The 16,331-nt window shown below is 71.3% G+C and carries 15 protein-coding genes and 1 riboswitch; of the genes, 10 read left to right on the forward strand and 5 right to left on the reverse strand.

Features of this window, described 5'->3' with window-relative positions; all coding sequences use genetic code 11:
- Positions 1 to 93 precede the first annotated feature (93 nt).
- The gene (locus J5Y04_RS09100) at positions 94 to 825 is read left to right on the forward strand and encodes a trypsin-like serine protease (RefSeq protein ID WP_245204476.1); all 732 of its coding nucleotides are present in this window, start codon (positions 94 to 96) and stop codon (positions 823 to 825) included.
- 92 nt (positions 826 to 917) lie between these two features.
- Positions 918 to 1,124, forward strand: a complete 207-nt coding sequence (locus J5Y04_RS09105; protein ID WP_245204477.1) for a hypothetical protein — start codon at positions 918 to 920, stop codon at positions 1,122 to 1,124.
- Positions 1,125 to 1,195: 71 nt separating this feature from the next.
- On the opposite strand, the gene J5Y04_RS09110 is transcribed toward J5Y04_RS09105, so the two are convergent.
- The 4 genes from J5Y04_RS09110 to gcvT form a co-directional block, all read right to left on the reverse strand.
- Positions 1,196 to 2,563 carry an L-serine ammonia-lyase gene (locus J5Y04_RS09110; protein ID WP_209411351.1) on the reverse strand — a complete coding sequence of 456 codons (1,368 nt, stop codon included), beginning with the start codon at positions 2,561 to 2,563 and terminating at the stop codon, positions 1,196 to 1,198.
- 145 nt (positions 2,564 to 2,708) lie between these two features.
- The gene (gene glyA, locus J5Y04_RS09115) at positions 2,709 to 3,977 is read right to left on the reverse strand and encodes a serine hydroxymethyltransferase (protein ID WP_209411352.1); all 1,269 of its coding nucleotides are present in this window, start codon (positions 3,975 to 3,977) and stop codon (positions 2,709 to 2,711) included.
- Positions 3,978 to 4,111: 134 nt separating this feature from the next.
- Positions 4,112 to 4,489 (reverse strand): glycine cleavage system protein GcvH, encoded by a 378-nt coding sequence (gene gcvH / locus J5Y04_RS09120; RefSeq protein ID WP_148642853.1) that lies wholly within the window; start codon positions 4,487 to 4,489, stop codon positions 4,112 to 4,114.
- 99 nt (positions 4,490 to 4,588) lie between these two features.
- Entirely contained in the window at positions 4,589 to 5,710 is a 1,122-nt protein-coding gene (gene gcvT / locus J5Y04_RS09125; RefSeq protein ID WP_209411353.1) for a glycine cleavage system aminomethyltransferase GcvT, read from the reverse strand.
- A gap of 233 nt (positions 5,711 to 5,943) precedes the next feature.
- A riboswitch (glycine riboswitch) is annotated at positions 5,944 to 6,049 on the reverse strand.
- Between the two features lie 148 nt (positions 6,050 to 6,197).
- Here gcvT and J5Y04_RS09130 point away from each other — a divergent pair.
- The 8 genes from J5Y04_RS09130 (at position 6,198) to J5Y04_RS09165 (ending at position 15,479) form a co-directional block, all read left to right on the forward strand.
- Positions 6,198 to 6,992: an enhanced serine sensitivity protein SseB gene (locus J5Y04_RS09130; RefSeq protein WP_209411354.1), complete on the forward strand. Its 795-nt coding sequence runs from the start codon at positions 6,198 to 6,200 to the stop codon at positions 6,990 to 6,992.
- A 180-nt stretch (positions 6,993 to 7,172) separates the two neighbouring features.
- Positions 7,173 to 8,111, forward strand: a complete 939-nt coding sequence (locus tag J5Y04_RS09135) for an enhanced serine sensitivity protein SseB C-terminal domain-containing protein (RefSeq protein ID WP_209411355.1) — start codon at positions 7,173 to 7,175, stop codon at positions 8,109 to 8,111.
- A gap of 509 nt (positions 8,112 to 8,620) precedes the next feature.
- Positions 8,621 to 9,610: an ABC transporter permease gene (locus tag J5Y04_RS09140; RefSeq protein ID WP_209411356.1), complete on the forward strand. Its 990-nt coding sequence runs from the start codon at positions 8,621 to 8,623 to the stop codon at positions 9,608 to 9,610.
- A gap of 54 nt (positions 9,611 to 9,664) precedes the next feature.
- Positions 9,665 to 11,434 carry an ABC transporter substrate-binding protein gene (locus tag J5Y04_RS09145; protein ID WP_209411357.1) on the forward strand — a complete coding sequence of 590 codons (1,770 nt, stop codon included), beginning with the start codon at positions 9,665 to 9,667 and terminating at the stop codon, positions 11,432 to 11,434.
- A 98-nt stretch (positions 11,435 to 11,532) separates the two neighbouring features.
- Entirely contained in the window at positions 11,533 to 12,543 is a 1,011-nt protein-coding gene (locus tag J5Y04_RS09150; RefSeq protein WP_209411358.1) for an ABC transporter permease, read from the forward strand.
- Positions 12,540 to 13,607, forward strand: coding sequence for an ABC transporter ATP-binding protein (locus tag J5Y04_RS09155; RefSeq protein ID WP_209411359.1), 1,068 nt, complete (start codon positions 12,540 to 12,542; stop codon positions 13,605 to 13,607). Before J5Y04_RS09150 ends, J5Y04_RS09155 begins: the two co-directional genes overlap by 4 nt.
- A gap of 34 nt (positions 13,608 to 13,641) precedes the next feature.
- Entirely contained in the window at positions 13,642 to 14,700 is a 1,059-nt protein-coding gene (locus J5Y04_RS09160) for an ABC transporter ATP-binding protein (protein WP_209411360.1), read from the forward strand.
- A 119-nt stretch (positions 14,701 to 14,819) separates the two neighbouring features.
- Entirely contained in the window at positions 14,820 to 15,479 is a 660-nt protein-coding gene (locus J5Y04_RS09165) for a trimeric intracellular cation channel family protein (RefSeq protein WP_209411361.1), read from the forward strand.
- On the opposite strand, the gene J5Y04_RS09170 is transcribed toward J5Y04_RS09165, so the two are convergent.
- Entirely contained in the window at positions 15,415 to 16,170 is a 756-nt protein-coding gene (locus J5Y04_RS09170; protein WP_209411362.1) for an IclR family transcriptional regulator, read from the reverse strand. The genes J5Y04_RS09165 and J5Y04_RS09170 overlap by 65 nt on opposite strands.
- Positions 16,171 to 16,331: the final 161 nt, after the last annotated feature.

Genomic DNA, 16,331 nt, shown 5'->3' on the forward strand with positions numbered 1-16,331 from the left:
CCGGGACCCCGGAACCCCCGACAGTCATCCGAATCGAAGAACCGAAACCGAGAAGGCGAGTCCGTCCGCATGCGCAAGCCGAAGCGAATCCACATGAGCATCCCACTGGTCGCCGCCGGTCTGGTGGCCGCCGCCGCCTCGCCGGCCGCCGCCGTGCACGGCGGTTCCGACACCACCACCGCGGCCAACCCGTTCGTCGTGGCGCTGGAGACCCCGGCCGGCGAGCAGTGGTGCACGGGGGCCCTGATCGCGCCCACCAAGGTGCTCACCGCCGGCCACTGCATCGCCGAGGCGGGCGACCCGGCCGGGCTGCGGGTGATCGCCGGCCGGACCGACCTGACGAGCTCCGCCGGGCAGGTGCGGCACGTGAAGAGCTACAAGCTCGACCCCCGCTACACCGACGGCCTCCAGCACGACTCGGCCGTCATCACCCTGGACCGGCCGCTTCCCCACCGCACGGTCCGGGTGGCGCGGCAGCGCGACGAGGGGCTGTACCGGTACGGCGCCACGGCCACCGTCTACGGCTTCGGCCGCACCGGCACCGACGGGCCGGGCGCGCGTCTCAAGCAGGCGACGCTCACCCTCGCGCCGCTCGCCGACTGCGACCCCTACACCTGGCCCGGCGACACCCCGGCCCTCAAGGCCTGCGGCGCGCCCAAGCCGGGGAAGACCGACAGCGTCTGCAAGGGCGACTCGGGCGGGCCGCTGGTCGCGAACGGCGTGGTGATCGGCATCGTCTCGACCGGCAACCACTACTGCGACGACCAGCAGCCGCTCTCCGTCTTCACCAGGGCCACCGACGTCCCGGCGGAGATCCTGCGCTAGGGCGAGGACCTGGCACGGGACGGGCGCGTGATCGGTGCCACGGCGGTTCGGCTCCGGCCGTCGACGCCGTGGACCGTCTCAGACAATCTCCGGTGGAGGACTACACGCCCGACACGGCCCGCATCCACGCGAGGCTGATGGCGTACGTCCGACGACAGGGCAAGCCCCGGGGCGCGCACGATCTGATCATCGCGGCAACGGCGGTGGCCACCGCGCGAACCGTGGTGACGGCCGATCCGTCCGCCGCGTTCGCCGACCTGCCGGGTGTGCAGGCGATCACGCTGCGCCCGTCCGGCTGAGGCCCCGCAACGACGCCCGGGCCCCCGGAGCGGTCGCGTTCCGGGGGCCCGGGCGTGGGCGGAGGGGGGGATCAGCACTCGATGACGTTGACGGCGAGGCCGCCGCGGCTCGTCTCCTTGTACTTGATCTTCATGTCGGCGCCGGTCTCCTTCATGGTCTTGATCGCCTTGTCGAGGGATACGTGGTGGCGGCCGTCGCCGCGCAGGGCCATCCGGGCGGCGGTGACGGCCTTGACGGACGCCATGCCGTTGCGCTCGATGCAGGGGATCTGGACCAGGCCGCCGACCGGGTCGCAGGTGAGGCCGAGGTTGTGCTCGATGCCGATCTCGGCGGCGTTCTCGACCTGCTCGGGGCTGCCGCCGAGGACCTCCGCGAGACCGCCGGCCGCCATCGAGCAGGCGGAGCCGACCTCGCCCTGGCAGCCGACCTCGGCGCCGGAGATGGAGGCGTTCTCCTTGAAGAGCATGCCGATCGCTCCGGCGGCGAGGAGGAAGCGGACGATGCCGTCCTCGTCCGCGCCCGGGATGAAGTTCAGGTAGTAGTGCAGGACGGCGGGGATGATGCCGGCCGCACCGTTGGTCGGGGCGGTGACGACGCGGCGGCCGGAGGCGTTCTCCTCGTTGACGGCCATCGCGTAGAGGGTGACCCACTCCATCGCGTTGGCCGGACCGATGCCCTCGGCGCGCAGGGCGCGGGCGCCCGAGGCGGCGCGCCGGCGGACCTTGAGGCCGCCGGGGAGGATGCCCTCGCGGGACATGCCGGCCCGGACGCATTCCTGCATGACCCGCCAGATCTCCAGCAGGCCGGCCCGGATCTCCTCCTCCGTCCGCCAGGCCTTCTCGTTCTCCAGCATCAGGCCGGAGATGGACAGGCCGGTCTCGCGGGTGAGGCGCAGCAGCTCCTCGCCGGTGCGGAAGGGGTACTTCAGCGCGGTGTCGTCGGGCTTGACCCGGTCGGCGCCGATCGCGTCCTCGTCGACGACGAACCCGCCGCCGACCGAGTAGTAGGTCTTCTCCAGCAGGGCCGAGCCGTCGGCGGCGTAGGCCCAGAGGGTCATGCCGTTGGCGTGGTACGGCAGCGAGCGGCGCCGGTGCAGCACGAGCTGGCTGCCGGGGTCGAAGTCGATGGCGTGGACGCCGAGCAGGTTCAGCCGCTTCTCGGCGGTGATCCGCTCGACGTCGGCGTCGGCCCGGTCGACGTCGACGGTGCGCGGGGAGTTGTTCTCCAGGCCCAGCAGGACGGCCTTGGGCGTCCCGTGGCCGTGGCCGGTGGCGCCGAGCGAGCCGAACAGCTCGGCGCGCACGCTCGCCACGTCGGTCAGCAGGCCCTCGGACTTCAGGCGGCGGGCGAACATCCGGGCGGCGCGCATCGGGCCGACGGTGTGGGAGCTCGACGGGCCGATGCCGATGGAGAAGAGGTCGAAGACGCTGATGGCCACGGAGGACGTCCTTGTCTGGTCTCGTGGAAGGTGGAGCAGGCGGGGTACCGGCACGGAACGGGGCACCGCGCGCCCTGTCCAGTGTGCGCGGTGCCCCGGAATCCGAGGTGGACCGGCGGGGTGAGGCCGGTCACCTACGGCCGAACTACAGGTTGGGGTAGAGCGGGTACTTCTCGGCGAGGGCGGTGACCCGGGCCTTCAGCGCGGCGGCGACGGTCTCGTCGAAGGCGGGCTTGAGCGCCTCGGCGATGATGTCGGCGACCTCGCGGAAGTCCTCGGCCTGGAAGCCGCGGGTGGCGAGGGCCGGGGTGCCGATCCGCAGGCCGGAGGTGACCATCGGCGGGCGCGGGTCGTTCGGGATCGCGTTGCGGTTGACCGTGATGCCGACCTCGTGGAGGCGGTCCTCGGCCTGCTGGCCGTCGAGCTGGCTGTTGCGCAGGTCGACCAGGACCAGGTGGACGTCGGTGCCGCCGGAGAGCACGGAGGCGCCGGCCTCGGCGACGTCGGCCTGGAGCAGGCGCTCGGCGAGGATCCGGGCGCCGTCCAGGGTGCGCTGCTGGCGCTCCTTGAACTCCTCGGACGCGGCGACCTTGAAGGCGACGGCCTTGCCCGCGATCACGTGCTCCAGCGGGCCGCCCTGCTGGCCGGGGAAGACCGCGGAGTTGATCTTCTTGGCCCACTCGGCCTTGGAGAGGATGACGCCGCCGCGCGGGCCGCCCAGGGTCTTGTGGGTGGTGGTGGTGACCACGTCCGCGTACGGCACCGGGTTGGGGTGCAGGCCCGCGGCGACCAGGCCGGCGAAGTGCGCCATGTCGACCATCAGCAGGGCGCCGACCTCGTCGGCGATGCGGCGGAACGCGGCGAAGTCCAGCTGGCGCGGGTAGGCGGACCAGCCGGCGATGATCAGCTTGGGCTGGTGCTCCTTGGCGAGGCGCTCGACCTCGGCCATGTCGACCTGGCCGGTCTTGTCGTCCACGTGGTACGCGGCGACGTTGTAGAGCTTGCCGGAGAAGTTGATCTTCATGCCGTGGGTCAGGTGACCGCCGTGGGCCAGGGACAGGCCCAGGATGGTGTCGCCCGGCTGGATCAGCGCGAACATCGCGGCGGCGTTGGCCTGCGCGCCGGAGTGCGGCTGGACGTTGGCGTGCTCGGCGCCGAACAGGGCCTTGATCCGGTCGATCGCGATCTGCTCGACCACGTCGACGTGCTCGCAGCCGCCGTAGTAGCGGCGGCCGGGGTAACCCTCGGCGTACTTGTTGGTCAGCACCGAGCCCTGGGCCTCCATGACCGCCACCGGGGCGAAGTTCTCGGAGGCGATCATTTCCAGGGTGGTCTGCTGGCGGTGCAGCTCGGCGTCGACCGCGGCGGCGATCTCGGGGTCGAGCGAGTGCAGGGACTGGTTGAGAACCGTCATGGTGTGGTCTTCCCGGGAGGAGAGAAGGAGGTCCCGCGCGTGGCGCGCCCCCGCGGGGGTGGCGGCGGGCGACGGGAGGGAGGGACGGCCGGCGGCGGGGCGGCCGCAGCGCTGCGGCCGCCCCGGCGGGTGGCTCAGGCCGGGTTGGTGAGGGCGTCGTACTCGGCGGCGCTCAGCAGCTCGTCGGTCGACTCGACACGCACCTTGAACAGCCAGCCGCCCTCGAACGGGGCGCTGTTGACCAGGGAGTTGTCGTCCAGGACGTCCTGGTTGACCTCGGTGATCTCACCGGTGACCGGCGAGTACAGGTCGCTGACCGACTTGGTGGACTCCAGCTCGCCACAGGTCTCACCCGCGGTCACGGTCTCGCCGACCTCGGGCAGCTGCACGTAGACGATGTCACCGAGGGCGTCGGCCGCGTGGGCGGTGATGCCGACCGTGGAGACACCGTCCTCGGCGGCGGTCAGCCACTCGTGCTCCTTGGTGTACTGCAGGTGCGTGGGGTTGCTCATGGCGTCATTCTCCAGGATGGGAAGCGGGTACGACGAAGCGGCCCGGCGGCCGGGCACGCCTCGGCGGGGGAAGCGGAGGGGGGAAGCGGCGGGGAGGGGTCAGCGGGCGCGCTTGTAGAAGGGCAGCGCCACGACCTGGACCGGCTCGTGCTTGCCGCGGACGTCCACCGCGACGGTGGTGCCGGGGGCGGCGTGCGCCGCGTCCACGTAGGCGATCGCGATCGGCTTGCCCAGGGTGGGGGAGGGCGCGCCGGAGGTGATCCGGCCGATCGGGGCGCCGTCGGCGGAGACCACCGTGTACTCGGCGCGCGGCACGCGCTTGCCCTCGGAGACCAGGCCGACCAGCACCCGCGGCGGGTTGGCCTCGGCCTCGGCGGCGGCCTTCTCCAGCGCCTTGCGGCCGACGAACGCACCCTCGTTGGTGGTCTTGTCGAAGCGGACGACGCGGCCGAGACCGGCGTCGAACGGGGTCAGGTCGGTGGAGAGCTCGTGCCCGTACAGCGGCATGCCGGCTTCCAGGCGCAGCGTGTCGCGGCAGGAGAGGCCGCAGGGGACGAGGCCGCGGTCGGCGCCGGCCTCGGTCAGCGCCTGCCAGATCTGCTCGGCGTCGCCGGGGTTGCAGAAGATCTCGAAGCCGTCCTCGCCGGTGTAGCCGGTGCGGGCGAGCAGCACGTCGCGGCCGGCGACCTGGGCCGGGAGGATCGCGTAGTACTTCAGGCCGGGCAGGTCGGCCTCGGTGGTGGCGGTGAGGATCGCGGTGGCCTCGGGGCCCTGGACGGCGATCAGCGCGTAGGTGTCGCGGTCGTCGGTGACGACGGCGTCGTAGCCCTTGGCCCGGGCGATCAGCTCGTCCAGCACCAGCTGGGCGTTGGAGGCGTTGGCGACGACCAGGAAGGCGTCCTCGCGCAGGCGGTAGACGATCAGGTCGTCCAGGATGCCGCCGTCCTCGGCGCAGATCATGGTGTAGCGGGCGCGCAGCACGCCGAGCGCGGAGACGAAGCCGACCAGCGCGTGGTCCAGCATCTCGCCGGCCTGCGGGCCGGTGACGGTGATCTCGCCCATGTGGGAGAGGTCGAAGAGACCGGCCTTGGTGCGGACGGCGAGGTGCTCCTCGCGCTCGCTCCCGTAACGCAGCGGCATGTCCCAGCCCGCGAAGTCGGTCATGGTGGCGCCGAGGCTGCGGTGCAGCGCGTCGAGCGCGGTGAGGCGGAGGGACGACATGGCCTGGAACTCCTCGGTCTGGGCACTCAGGGGTGCGCACGCCGGACCGGTCCCGCTCGGAGAGGGACCTGACCTGCGCGCGGGCATGCGGCGGCTGGGTCTCCCCATCTGTCGTCGTACCTGAGAGCTTCACCGCACGCGGGCCCGCAGCTCTTTACAGCTAACAGGACAGCATGGCGGCTTGCACCGTGGGTGGGCGCGCGACCGGGCCGTGCGCCGCTTTCCAGATGTGCCTAATCCGTGCGGTAGGGGTGCCTGAGAGATTCCGGGGAGGACTTGCTCCTTCGGCGCCGGTCCTGCCGCCGTCGGCGGCACTCCGGACTCTCCCGCGCGGGTTCGAGCGGCCGGTATGGAGTTAGGGGGCGGCCCGGCGAGAACGCGGAGCCGCGGACATCATGGCACGTCCGGCGCCCGTGCGGGAGAGGGGCCCCGGGCGGCCCGCTAGGCTGCACGCGTCGACGAGCCAGTGAGGCGGTACAAGGGGCGCATGGGGTACCCGGTGGAGCAGCAGCAGGGGTGGGGCGGTCCGGACTCGGTGCCGCCCGGCGGCGGATGGCCTGCCAACGAGCTGGAGCAGGTGCTCACCGCCGCGCTCGGCGATCCGGGCGCCACGCCGCGGGTGTTCGAGGTGCTCGCCCGCAGCCAGGTGTGGATCCCGCTGCCGGCCGGGGCCGACCCGCAGGGCCAGGCGCTGAACCTGCCGACCGTGGAGCTGGGCGGGGAGCCGTACGTGCCGGTCTTCTCCTCGCAGGAGGTGTTCCTCCAGCAGGCGCCGGGGATGCCGTTCGCGATCGCGCCGGTCTGGGAGTTCGCCCGCGGGCTGCCGCTGGGCGTGGGCATCGCGGTGAACCCGGAGGCGGCGGTCGGCATCCCGGTGCCGCCGCAGGGTGTGGCCGAGCTGCGGCGCGGGCCGCGGGAGGACCGCTGGGAGGCCGCGCAGGCGCCGTCCGGCGGCCGGGTGGCGCTGCGCGAGCCGGTGCCGGGCGAGGACCCGGAGGCCTTCCTGGCCGCCTGCCGCGGCGAACTGTCGGCGCTGCCCGGGGTGCTCACCGCCCGGCGGGCGCTGGCCAGCGTCGAGGGCGAGCCCACCGTGATGTTCGTCGGCGTCCAGCTGGACCGGCTGGCCCCGGCCGACCCGGCCGCCGTGAACGAGGCGCTGGGCCGGGCGCTGGGAACCGCGCCGCTGCCCGGCGGCGTCCACCTCGTACTGCTCGACCTCGCGGAGGACCCCGTGGTCGAGTGGTTGCTCGACAAGGTCCAGCCGTTCTACACACGGATGTGACCCGGCGCGGAAGCGACGTGCCCCTCCCCGCCCGCCGTCGGGCGGCCCGCGAACGGGTAGGAGGGGCCCAAGGCAGGCACGTCGGCGTGGCGGTGGTCGGTGGCGCCCCATAGGGTGCGTGCAGACACCCGTCGGGCCGGCGGCAGGTGAGGGAAAGAAGAGGCGCAGCGAGGTGGGCGCATGAGTGCGGGAGCGGTAGCGGGCGGTGTACCGGGGCCCTGGGGCCAGGCACCCGCCGGGCGCCCCGGCGCGGATCCGAGAGCGCTGGAACACGCCCTGCGCGAGGTCGCGCCGGAGCGCTGGGAGGCGTACGAGGCGCTGCTGCACGCCCTGGCCGACGGCCAGGTGCTGATGCTGCTCTGGCACGGGACGCCGGGAAGCCCGGACGCCCAGTACGGGAACATGGAGATCAGCGGCCACGGCTACGCGCCGGCGGTCACCTCGCCCGAGCAGCTGGCGGCGTCCGGCTGGGCGCGGGCGCACGAGGTGATCTCGGGGCGCGAGATCGCCGCCTCGCTCTACCGGACCCGCTGGGGCCTCTGGCTCAACCCGCACGCCCCCGGCGGCGGGGTCGGCGTGCCCTGGGCGGACCTGCGGCGGATCGCGGCCGGCCTGGACCGGCTGCCGGCCGGGCCGCTGAAGCTGAGTGAACCGCAGGTGCCCGCCCAGCAGTTCTTCGCACTGCTGGAGCACCAGGCGGGCGAGGTGCGGGCGGTCAAGGCGCTCCGCCGGGCCTGGGTGCAGCCCTCCGTAGGCGAACCGTACCTGGCCATCGGCCTTGAGCTGTACGAGAGTTCGCCGCCCACGGTGGAGGCCGTCCGGGCGTTGATGCAGCGGGCGATCGCGGTCGCGCCGGAGGGCCTGGCCGTCTCCACGGTGGCGATGGGCGACGAGTACGACCCGGTGGCGCTCTGGATGCGGGCCAACGCACGGCCGTTCTACGACCGCGAGGCGGGTGCCCAGGGCCGGCCGCCGGCCACGGCGTACCCGCCGGTGCCCCCGCCGCCGTACGCCTCGCAGGCGGGGCCGGGGTACGGCTACGGCACCCAGCCGCCCGCCCCGGGCTGGCAGGGCCAGCCGCCGCCGCAGCAGCCCTGGCCCGGCTACCCCACCCGCTGACGCGGTAGCGGCCGAGCGGCGCGGCAAAGGCCGAGCGACGCGGTAAAGACCAAGCAAAGAAACCGGTTTGACGATCCGTCGGACCGGTTTCGGCGTTTTCCGGACGAAGTTCCCGTTCGTGCTGGCAGACATCTTGACATGGCTGTTACAGCTGTGTGAAGAGCGGTATGCCGAAGATCCAGAGGTGCATGTCGACAGATCACAGTTGGGCATCTGTCGGTTGTCAGGGCTGGCGCAAGCCAGTTCGGATGGCAGAGAGTTCTGCAAACGCACCGCGCGTGGTTGGCGCCCCACAAAGGCGAACGCGCAGGCGGACAGCTTGATCCACGCGATGCCCATCCCGCGTGGCGGCAGTACCCGAGCACGCAGTACCGCACGTCGTACCGCTGCGAACACCGCCCTGTACCTCCGTACGTCCGCACCTCCGCACGTCCGCACCAGCCGTCCCGCCGATCCCGGCGACCGGCACCCGTGGGCCGGCCACCGTCGGCGAGGGGACCGAACTGACCATGACCGCACCCATCAAGACCGCCGGAAACGCACCGGAGGCAGACGCCGCCGCGAGCCCGGCCAAGAAGATCGAGGGCCGCTCGCTCGGCCAGATCGCCTGGACCCGTTTCAAGCGGGACAAGGCCGCCGTCGCCGGCGGCATCGTGGTGATCCTGCTGATCCTGCTCGCCGTGCTGGCCAAGCCGATCGAGTCGGTCTTCGGCATGGACCCCGACGCGCTCAACCAGGACCTCCTGGACGCCAACCTCGGCGGCCTGCCGTTCGGGGACTGGGGCGGCATGAGCATGGACCACCCGCTCGGCGTCGACCCGCTGCAGGGCCGCGACCTGCTCGCCCGCGTCATCGAGGGCTCCTGGGTCTCGCTGCTCGTCGCCTTCGGGGCGACCCTGCTCTCCAACACCATCGGCACCGTGCTCGGCGTGATGGCCGGCTACTACGGCGGCTGGGTGGACAACCTGATCAGCCGGGTGATGGACGTGTTCCTCGCCTTCCCGCTGCTGCTCTTCGCCATCGCGATCTCCGCCTCGCTGCAGGGCGGCGCCTTCGGCCTGCACGGCCTCCCGCTGCACATCATGGTGCTGATCTTCGTGATCGGCTTCTTCAACTGGCCCTACATGGGCCGGATCGTGCGCGGCCAGACCCTCTCGCTGCGCGAGCGCGAGTTCGTCTACGCCGCCCGCAGCCTGGGCGCCCGCGGGCCGTTCATCCTGTTCAAGGAGCTGCTGCCCAACCTGGTCGGTCCGATCCTGGTCTACTCGACCCTGCTGATCCCGACCAACATCCTCTTCGAGGCCGGCCTGAGCTTCCTCGGCGTCGGCATCCAGGCCCCGCAGTCCTCCTGGGGCGGGATGCTCAACGACGCGATCAAGTACTACCAGGTGGACCCCCAGTACATGGTGGTCCCCGGTATGGCGATCTTCCTCACGGTTCTCGCCTTCAACCTGCTCGGCGACGGGCTGCGTGACGCCCTCGATCCCAAGAGCAACTGACCTCTCGTCAGGACCCTCCGATACGCCACCACTCCTCAAGGGGTTGATCCCACCATGCGTAGGTCCCGTACCGTCGCGCTGACCGCAGTGGCTGCCGCCACTGTCCTGGTCGTCACCGGCTGCTCGTCCAGCTCCTCCAAGAGCGGGGACAGCAACTCGTCCTCCGCCGCCTCCTCCGGCGGTGCCGACGCGGCCACCAAGGGCATCGTCAACGCCTCGGACAAGAAGGGCGGGACGGTCACCTACGAGATGAAGGGCACGCCGGACTCGCTCGACCCCGGCAACACGTACTACGCGTACATCTACAACTTCTCGCGCCTGTACGGGCGTCCGCTGACCACCTTCGCCCCGGGCCCCGGCGACGAGGGCAACAAGCTGGTCCCGGACCTCGCCGAGTCGATGGGCCAGCCGAGTGCGGACGGCCTGACCTGGACGTACAAGCTGCGCGCGGGCCTCAAGTACGAGGACGGCAGCGCGATCACGTCCAAGGACGTCAAGTACGCGGTGGAGCGCTCCAACTGGGCGCCGGACGTGTTCTCGAACGGTCCGACGTACTTCAAGGAGCTGCTGGTCGACAACCCGACCCCGTACGAGGGTCCGTACAAGGACACCACCGGTGACCTGAAGTCGATCGAGACCCCGGACGACCTGACCGTCGTCTTCCACCTGAAGCACGCCTTCGCGGACTTCGACTACCTGGTCTCCGCCCCGCAGACCGTCCCGGTCCCGAAGGACAAGGACAAGGGCGCCGACTACGTCAAGCACCCGCTCGCCTCGGGCAGCTACAAGTTCGAGTCCTACGAGGACGGCAAGCAGCTCACGCTGGTGCCGAACACCAACTGGGACGCGAAGAGCGACCCGATCCGCAAGCAGCTCGCGGACAAGATCCTGCTCAAGATGAACATCGAGCAGTCCACCATCGACAAGGACCTGCTGGCCGGCAACGCCCAGGTGGACCTCGTCGGCGGCGGCGTCGACCCGCAGACCCAGGCGCAGATCCTGCAGAACCCGAAGCTCAAGGCCAAGACCGACAACGCCTACGGCGGCCGTCTGGTCTACACCGCGATCGACAGCCACGTCGCGCCGTTCGACAACGTCGACTGCCGCAAGGCCGTCCAGTTCGCGATCGACAAGGTCTCGGTGCAGACCGCGATCGGCGGCCCGATCCGCGGCCAGATCGCCAACTCGGTGCTCCCGGCGGACATCCCGGGTCACCAGGACATCAACCTGTACGAGACCAAGGACAACAAGGGCGACGAGGCCAAGGCCAAGGAGGCCCTCAAGGCTTGCGGCAAGCCGGAGGGCTTCTCCACCGTCCTGTCCGCCCGTACCGAGCGGGCCACCGAGATCGCCGCCGCGACCTCGATCCAGGCCGCGCTGAAGAAGATCGGCATCAACGCCGAGATCCAGCAGTTCCCGCAGGGCAAGTACCTCTCCGACAACGTCGGCGTGCCGGCGAAGAACAAGGAGAAGAACATCGGCCTGATGATGATGCAGTGGGGCGCCGACTGGCCGACCGGCTACGGCTTCCTGCAGCAGATCGTCGACGGCCGCGCCATCAAGGAGGCCGGTAACAACAACCTGGCCTCGCTGAACGACCCGGCGATCAACAAGCTGCTCGACGACGCCGCGGTCAACACCGACAAGGCCGCCCGCGAGAAGATCTACTCCGAGATCGACAAGAAGGTCATGGAGAGCGCGGTCTACGTCCCGCTGACCTACTTCAAGGTGTTCCTGTACCGCTCGGACACCGCCACCAACGTCGTCTCCACCTCGGCCTTCTCGGGTGAGTACGACTACCTGAACATCGGTACGAGCAAGTAAGAGCCTGGCTCCGCATCCCTGAAGGCAGGTGAAGGCAGCGGCGCCCGCCGCCGTCCGGAAGATCCCGGACGGCGGCGGGCCGCCGGAGCCGCCCTACTGTGTTTGCCTACATCCTCCGCAGGACGCTCGCGGCCGTGGTGCTGCTGCTGGTGGTCAGCGCGGTCACCTTCGCGATCTTCTTCCTGCTGCCGCGCCTGGCCGGCGAGACGACCGACCAGCTGGCCACGCAGTACATCGGGAAGAACCCCTCCCCCGAAGCGGTCGCGGCGGTCAAGAAGAACCTCGGGTTCGACCAGCCGATCTACGTCCAGTACGGGCGCTTCCTGAAGGCGCTGGTCACCGGGGCCGAGTACAAGTTCGGCCCGGACGCGGCCACCTGCCACGTTCCCTGCTTCGGCTACTCCTTCAAGAACCACCTTGAGGTCTGGCCCGAGCTGACCAAGCGCATCCCGATCACGCTCTCGCTGGCCATCGGCGCCGCGGTGCTCTGGCTGGTCTCCGGCGTCACCACCGGCGTCATCTCGGCGCTCAAGCCGCGCTCGATCTTCGACCGCCTCTCCATGGGCGTCGCCCTCGCCGGCGTCTCGCTGCCGGTCTTCTTCACCGGCGCGCTGCTGCTCACGCTCTTCAGCTACGAGTGGCCGATCCTGGACAACCTGCAGTACGTCAACTTCACCGACGACCCGCTGATGTGGGCCCGCAACCTGATCCTCCCCTGGATCTCGCTGGCCTTCCTCTACTCCGCGCTCTACGCCCGGCTCACCCGCGCCGGAATGCTGGAGACGATGAGCGAGGACTACATCCGCACCGCCCGGGCCAAGGGCCTGGTCGAGCGCAAGGTCGTCGTCAGGCACGGACTGCGCTCCGCGCTCACCCCGGTCGTCACCATCTTCGGCATGGACCTCGGCCTGCTGCTCGGCGGTGCGCTCATCACCGAGCAGGTCTTCTCGCTCCAGGGCGTCGGCGCCTTCGCGGTCTCCGCGATCGCCGACAACGACCTGCCGAAGATCCTCGGCGTCACGTTGCTCGCAGCCTTCTTCATCGTCCTCTGCAACCTCGTGGTTGACCTCCTGTACGCCGCTGTCGACCCCCGGGTGAGGCTGTCGTGACCGAGCTCCAGAAGACCCCGGCGCCCGTGGCCGCCCCGACCGGGGACGCCTTCCTCTCCGTCCGGGACCTGCGGATCCACTTCGACACCGACGACGGCCTGGTCCGCTCGGTCGACGGGGTCAGCTTCGACCTGCACAAGGGCAGGACCCTCGGCATCGTCGGCGAGTCCGGCTCCGGCAAGTCCGTCACCTCGCTGGGCATCATGGGCCTGCACCGCTCCAAGCGGGCCCGGATCAGCGGCGAGATCCGCCTCGACGGCGAGGACCTGATCGCGGCCGGCCCCGAGCGGGTCCGGCAGCTGCGCGGCCGCGAGATGGCGATGATCTTCCAGGACCCGCTGACCGCGATGCACCCGTACTACACGGTCGGGGCGCAGATCATCGAGGCCTACCGGGTCCACCATCCGCAGGCCACCAAGAAGCAGGCCCGGGCCCGCGCGGTCGAGATGCTCGACCGGGTCGGCATCCCGCAGCCCGACCGCCGGGTCGACGACTACCCGCACCAGTTCTCCGGCGGCATGCGCCAGCGCGCCATGATCGCCATGGCCCTGGTCAACGACCCCTCGCTGCTGATCGCTGACGAGCCCACCACCGCCCTGGACGTCACCGTCCAGGCGCAGATCCTGGACCTCATCCGCGACCTCCAGCAGGAGTTCGGCTCGGCCGTCATCATCATCACCCACGACCTCGGGGTGGTCGCCGAGATCGCCGACGACATCCTGGTCATGTACGGCGGCAAGTGCGTCGAGCGCGGACCCGCCGACACCCTCTTCGACGCGCCCGAACACCCCTACACCTGGGGCCTGCTGGGCTCGATGCCACGCCTCGACCGCGAGCTCCAGGAGCGGCTCGTCCCGGTCAAGGGCACCCCGCCCAGCCTGATCAACGTGCCCAGCGGCTGCGCCTTCCACCCGCGCTGCCCGTACGCCGGGCAGACCGGGGGCCGCTCCACGAGCGAGACCCCCGTCCTGACCGAGGCGGCGCCCGGGCACCACGCGGCCTGCCACCTCGCCACCGCCGACCGGCACCGCATCTTCGCCGAAGAGATCGCGCCCCGGCTGTGAGCCCGGCCTCGTACCACCTTTCTGGAGAGAACCGATGACGGACACTCAGGCGGCAGCCCCCGAGCCCTTGAAGAAGGTGCCGGCGCCCTCGCCCGCTCCCGACCGCGAGCCGCTGCTCCGGGTGACCGGACTGACGCGGCACTTCCCGATCCACGGCGGGCTGCTGCGCCGCCGGACCGGCGCGGTGCGGGCCGTCGACGGCATCGACTTCACCGTCAACGCGGGGGAGACCCTCGGCGTGGTCGGCGAGTCCGGCTGCGGCAAGTCGACCATGGGCCGACTGGTCACCCGGCTCGACGAACCCACCGGCGGGAAGATCGAGTTCGAGGGGACCGACATCACCCACCTGGGTACCGGGGCGATGCGTCCGCTGCGCCGCGACATCCAGATGATCTTCCAGGACCCGTACTCCTCGCTGAACCCCCGGCACACCGTCGGCACCATCGTCGGCGCGCCGTTCAAGCTGCAGAAGGCCGAGCCGGCCGGCGGGGTCAAGAAGGCCGTCCAGGAGCTGCTGGAGCTGTGCGGGCTCAGCCCCGAGCACTACAACCGGTACCCGCACGAGTTCTCCGGCGGCCAGCGCCAGCGCATCGGCATCGCCCGGGCGCTCGCCCTGCGGCCCAAGATGGTCGTCGCGGACGAGCCGGTCTCCGCGCTCGACGTCTCCATCCAGGCGCAGGTGGTCAACCTGCTGGACGACCTCCAGCGCGAGCTGGGTCTGACCTACCTGATCATCGCGCACGACCTCTCGGTGGTCCGGCACGTCTCCGACCGGGTCGCCGTGATGTACCTCGGCAAGGTGGTCGAGATCGCCGACCGGGACTCCCTCTACGCGAACCCGATGCACCCGTACACCAACGCGCTGATGTCGGCCGTGCCGGTGCCCGACCCGCGCCGCAGGCAGCGCCGCGAGCGCATCCTGCTCAAGGGCGACGTGCCGTCCCCGATCAACCCGCCGTCCGGCTGCCGGTTCCGCACCCGCTGCTGGAAGGTGCAGGAGATCTGCGCCACACAGGAGCCGCCGCTGGCCGCGCTCAAGACCGGGCACCAGGTGGCCTGCCACTTCCCCGAGCGGAGCGAGGGGAACGACTAGCAGAGCCCGGAGAACGCGCCTTCGGCGGGCGGTACGGCGGAGAAGGCCCCCGCCTCGGCGTGAGGCGGCCGGGTTGAGCCGAATCGGAGGGGGAGGTTCCGCGGGTCCATAGTTGTGCGGTGACCTCGCAGATCTTCCCCTCCGACGTCCAGCAGTCGCTGGACCTGATCGGCATCTTCGTCTTCGCCCTCTCCGGGGGCCTGCTCGCCGTCCGCAAGAACATGGACATCTTCGGGATCTGTGTGCTGGCGGAGGTCACCGCCCTCGGCGGCGGGGTGATGCGAGACCTCGTCATCGGGGCCACGCCCGTGGCCGCCTTCACCAACCTCGGGTACTTCGTCACCCCGCTCGTGGCCGGCCTGGTGGTCTTCTTCCTGCACCCCGAGGTCGAACGGATCAACCGTGCGGTGCAGACCCTCGACGCCCTCGGGCTCGGCCTCTTCTGCGTCACCGGAACGGCCAAGGCGCACGACTACGGCCTCGGCGCGGTGGCGGCCATCGCGCTCGGCATGGTGACGGCGGCCGGCGGCGGCGTGATGCGCGACGTGCTGGCCGGCGAGATCCCCTCGCTGCTCCGCTGGGACCGGGAGATCTACGCCGTTCCGGCCCTGGTCGGCTCCACGCTGGTGGTGGTGCTGATCGGCCTCGACCGGCTCAGCGCGGCCACCGGCACGGCCGCCGCGCTGACCGCCTTCGTGCTGCGGATGCTCGCCCTCAAGTACGGCTGGCGTGCCCCGCGGGCCTGGCACCGCAACGGTTCTCGCACCAGCGAGGAGTAGGCGAGCCCCCGTACGCCAAGGAGATCGCCTCGGCCGTGCAGAGCAGCTCCGGCAGCAGCCGGACCAGCTCGAACGGGGCCATCTCGTAGGTCGGGGCGCTCACCGCGCACGCGGCCACCGGCCGCCCCGCACTCCCGGCCACCGGCGCGGCCACGCAGGCCACCGGCTCCCGGTGCTCGGCCGACTCGGCCGCCCAGCCCTGGCGGCGGACCCTGGCCAGCTCGGCCGGCAGGTCGTCCTCGCGGGTGCCGTCCTCGGGCAGTCCGGCCAGCAGCACCCGGCCGATCGCGGTGCCGGTCGTCGAGGCCCGCCGCCCGATCCGGGACGGTCGGCCGGCCCCCGGGTGCCAGCGGCCGGCCAGCTCGTCCAGGTAGAGCACCTCGTCGTCCTGGAGCACGGCCAGCTGGACGGTCACCCCGAAGCGGCGGTTGAGCGCGGCCAGGTAGGGCGCCGCGATCCGCCGCACGTCGATCTCCTCCAGCGCCCGGTGGGCGAGCGACAGCAGCCGGCCGCCGAGCCGGTAGCGCCGGTCGTCCAGGCGGTGGACGAAGCCGTGCTCCTCCAGGGTGCGCAGCAGGCGCAGCGCCGTGGACTTGTGCACGCCGATGCTGGTCGCGGCCTGTTCGAGGGTCACCGGGCCGTCGCCGAGGGAGCCGAGGATGGTCAGCGCGCGATCGACAGACTGCGACATCCCGCCCCCAGTCCTGTCCCGTACGGCCTCTTTTGCGGTGGGTCGTCAGGCTAACCGCTGGCCCCGGCGGGCGGCCAAACCGGGCCCGGACGCGGGCGTCCGGCGGGCGGGACGGTGCCACCGGCGCGGTCCCGGGTCCGGTGCCGTACGTGGCCGGTGGG

This window comes from Kitasatospora sp. RG8 (genome assembly GCF_017813315.1).
GTDB lineage: Bacteria > Actinomycetota > Actinomycetes > Streptomycetales > Streptomycetaceae > Kitasatospora.

What these genes read in the sequence shown, in the direction of transcription:
- J5Y04_RS09135 (WP_209411355.1), top strand. Translation starts at nt 7,173, where the DNA reads ATGAGTGCGGGAGCGGTAGCGGGCGGTGTACCGGGGCCCTGGGGCCAG.
- J5Y04_RS09170 (WP_209411362.1), bottom strand. Translation starts at nt 16,170, where the DNA reads ATGTCGCAGTCTGTCGATCGCGCGCTGACCATCCTCGGCTCCCTCGGC.
- J5Y04_RS09145 (WP_209411357.1), top strand. Translation starts at nt 9,665, where the DNA reads ATGCGTAGGTCCCGTACCGTCGCGCTGACCGCAGTGGCTGCCGCCACT.
- glyA (WP_209411352.1), bottom strand. Translation starts at nt 3,977, where the DNA reads ATGACGGTTCTCAACCAGTCCCTGCACTCGCTCGACCCCGAGATCGCC.
- J5Y04_RS09160 (WP_209411360.1), top strand. Translation starts at nt 13,642, where the DNA reads ATGACGGACACTCAGGCGGCAGCCCCCGAGCCCTTGAAGAAGGTGCCG.
- J5Y04_RS09100 (WP_245204476.1), top strand. Translation starts at nt 94, where the DNA reads ATGAGCATCCCACTGGTCGCCGCCGGTCTGGTGGCCGCCGCCGCCTCG.
- J5Y04_RS09130 (WP_209411354.1), top strand. Translation starts at nt 6,198, where the DNA reads ATGGGGTACCCGGTGGAGCAGCAGCAGGGGTGGGGCGGTCCGGACTCG.
- gcvT (WP_209411353.1), bottom strand. Translation starts at nt 5,710, where the DNA reads ATGTCGTCCCTCCGCCTCACCGCGCTCGACGCGCTGCACCGCAGCCTC.
- J5Y04_RS09140 (WP_209411356.1), top strand. Translation starts at nt 8,621, where the DNA reads ATGACCGCACCCATCAAGACCGCCGGAAACGCACCGGAGGCAGACGCC.
- gcvH (WP_148642853.1), bottom strand. Translation starts at nt 4,489, where the DNA reads ATGAGCAACCCCACGCACCTGCAGTACACCAAGGAGCACGAGTGGCTG.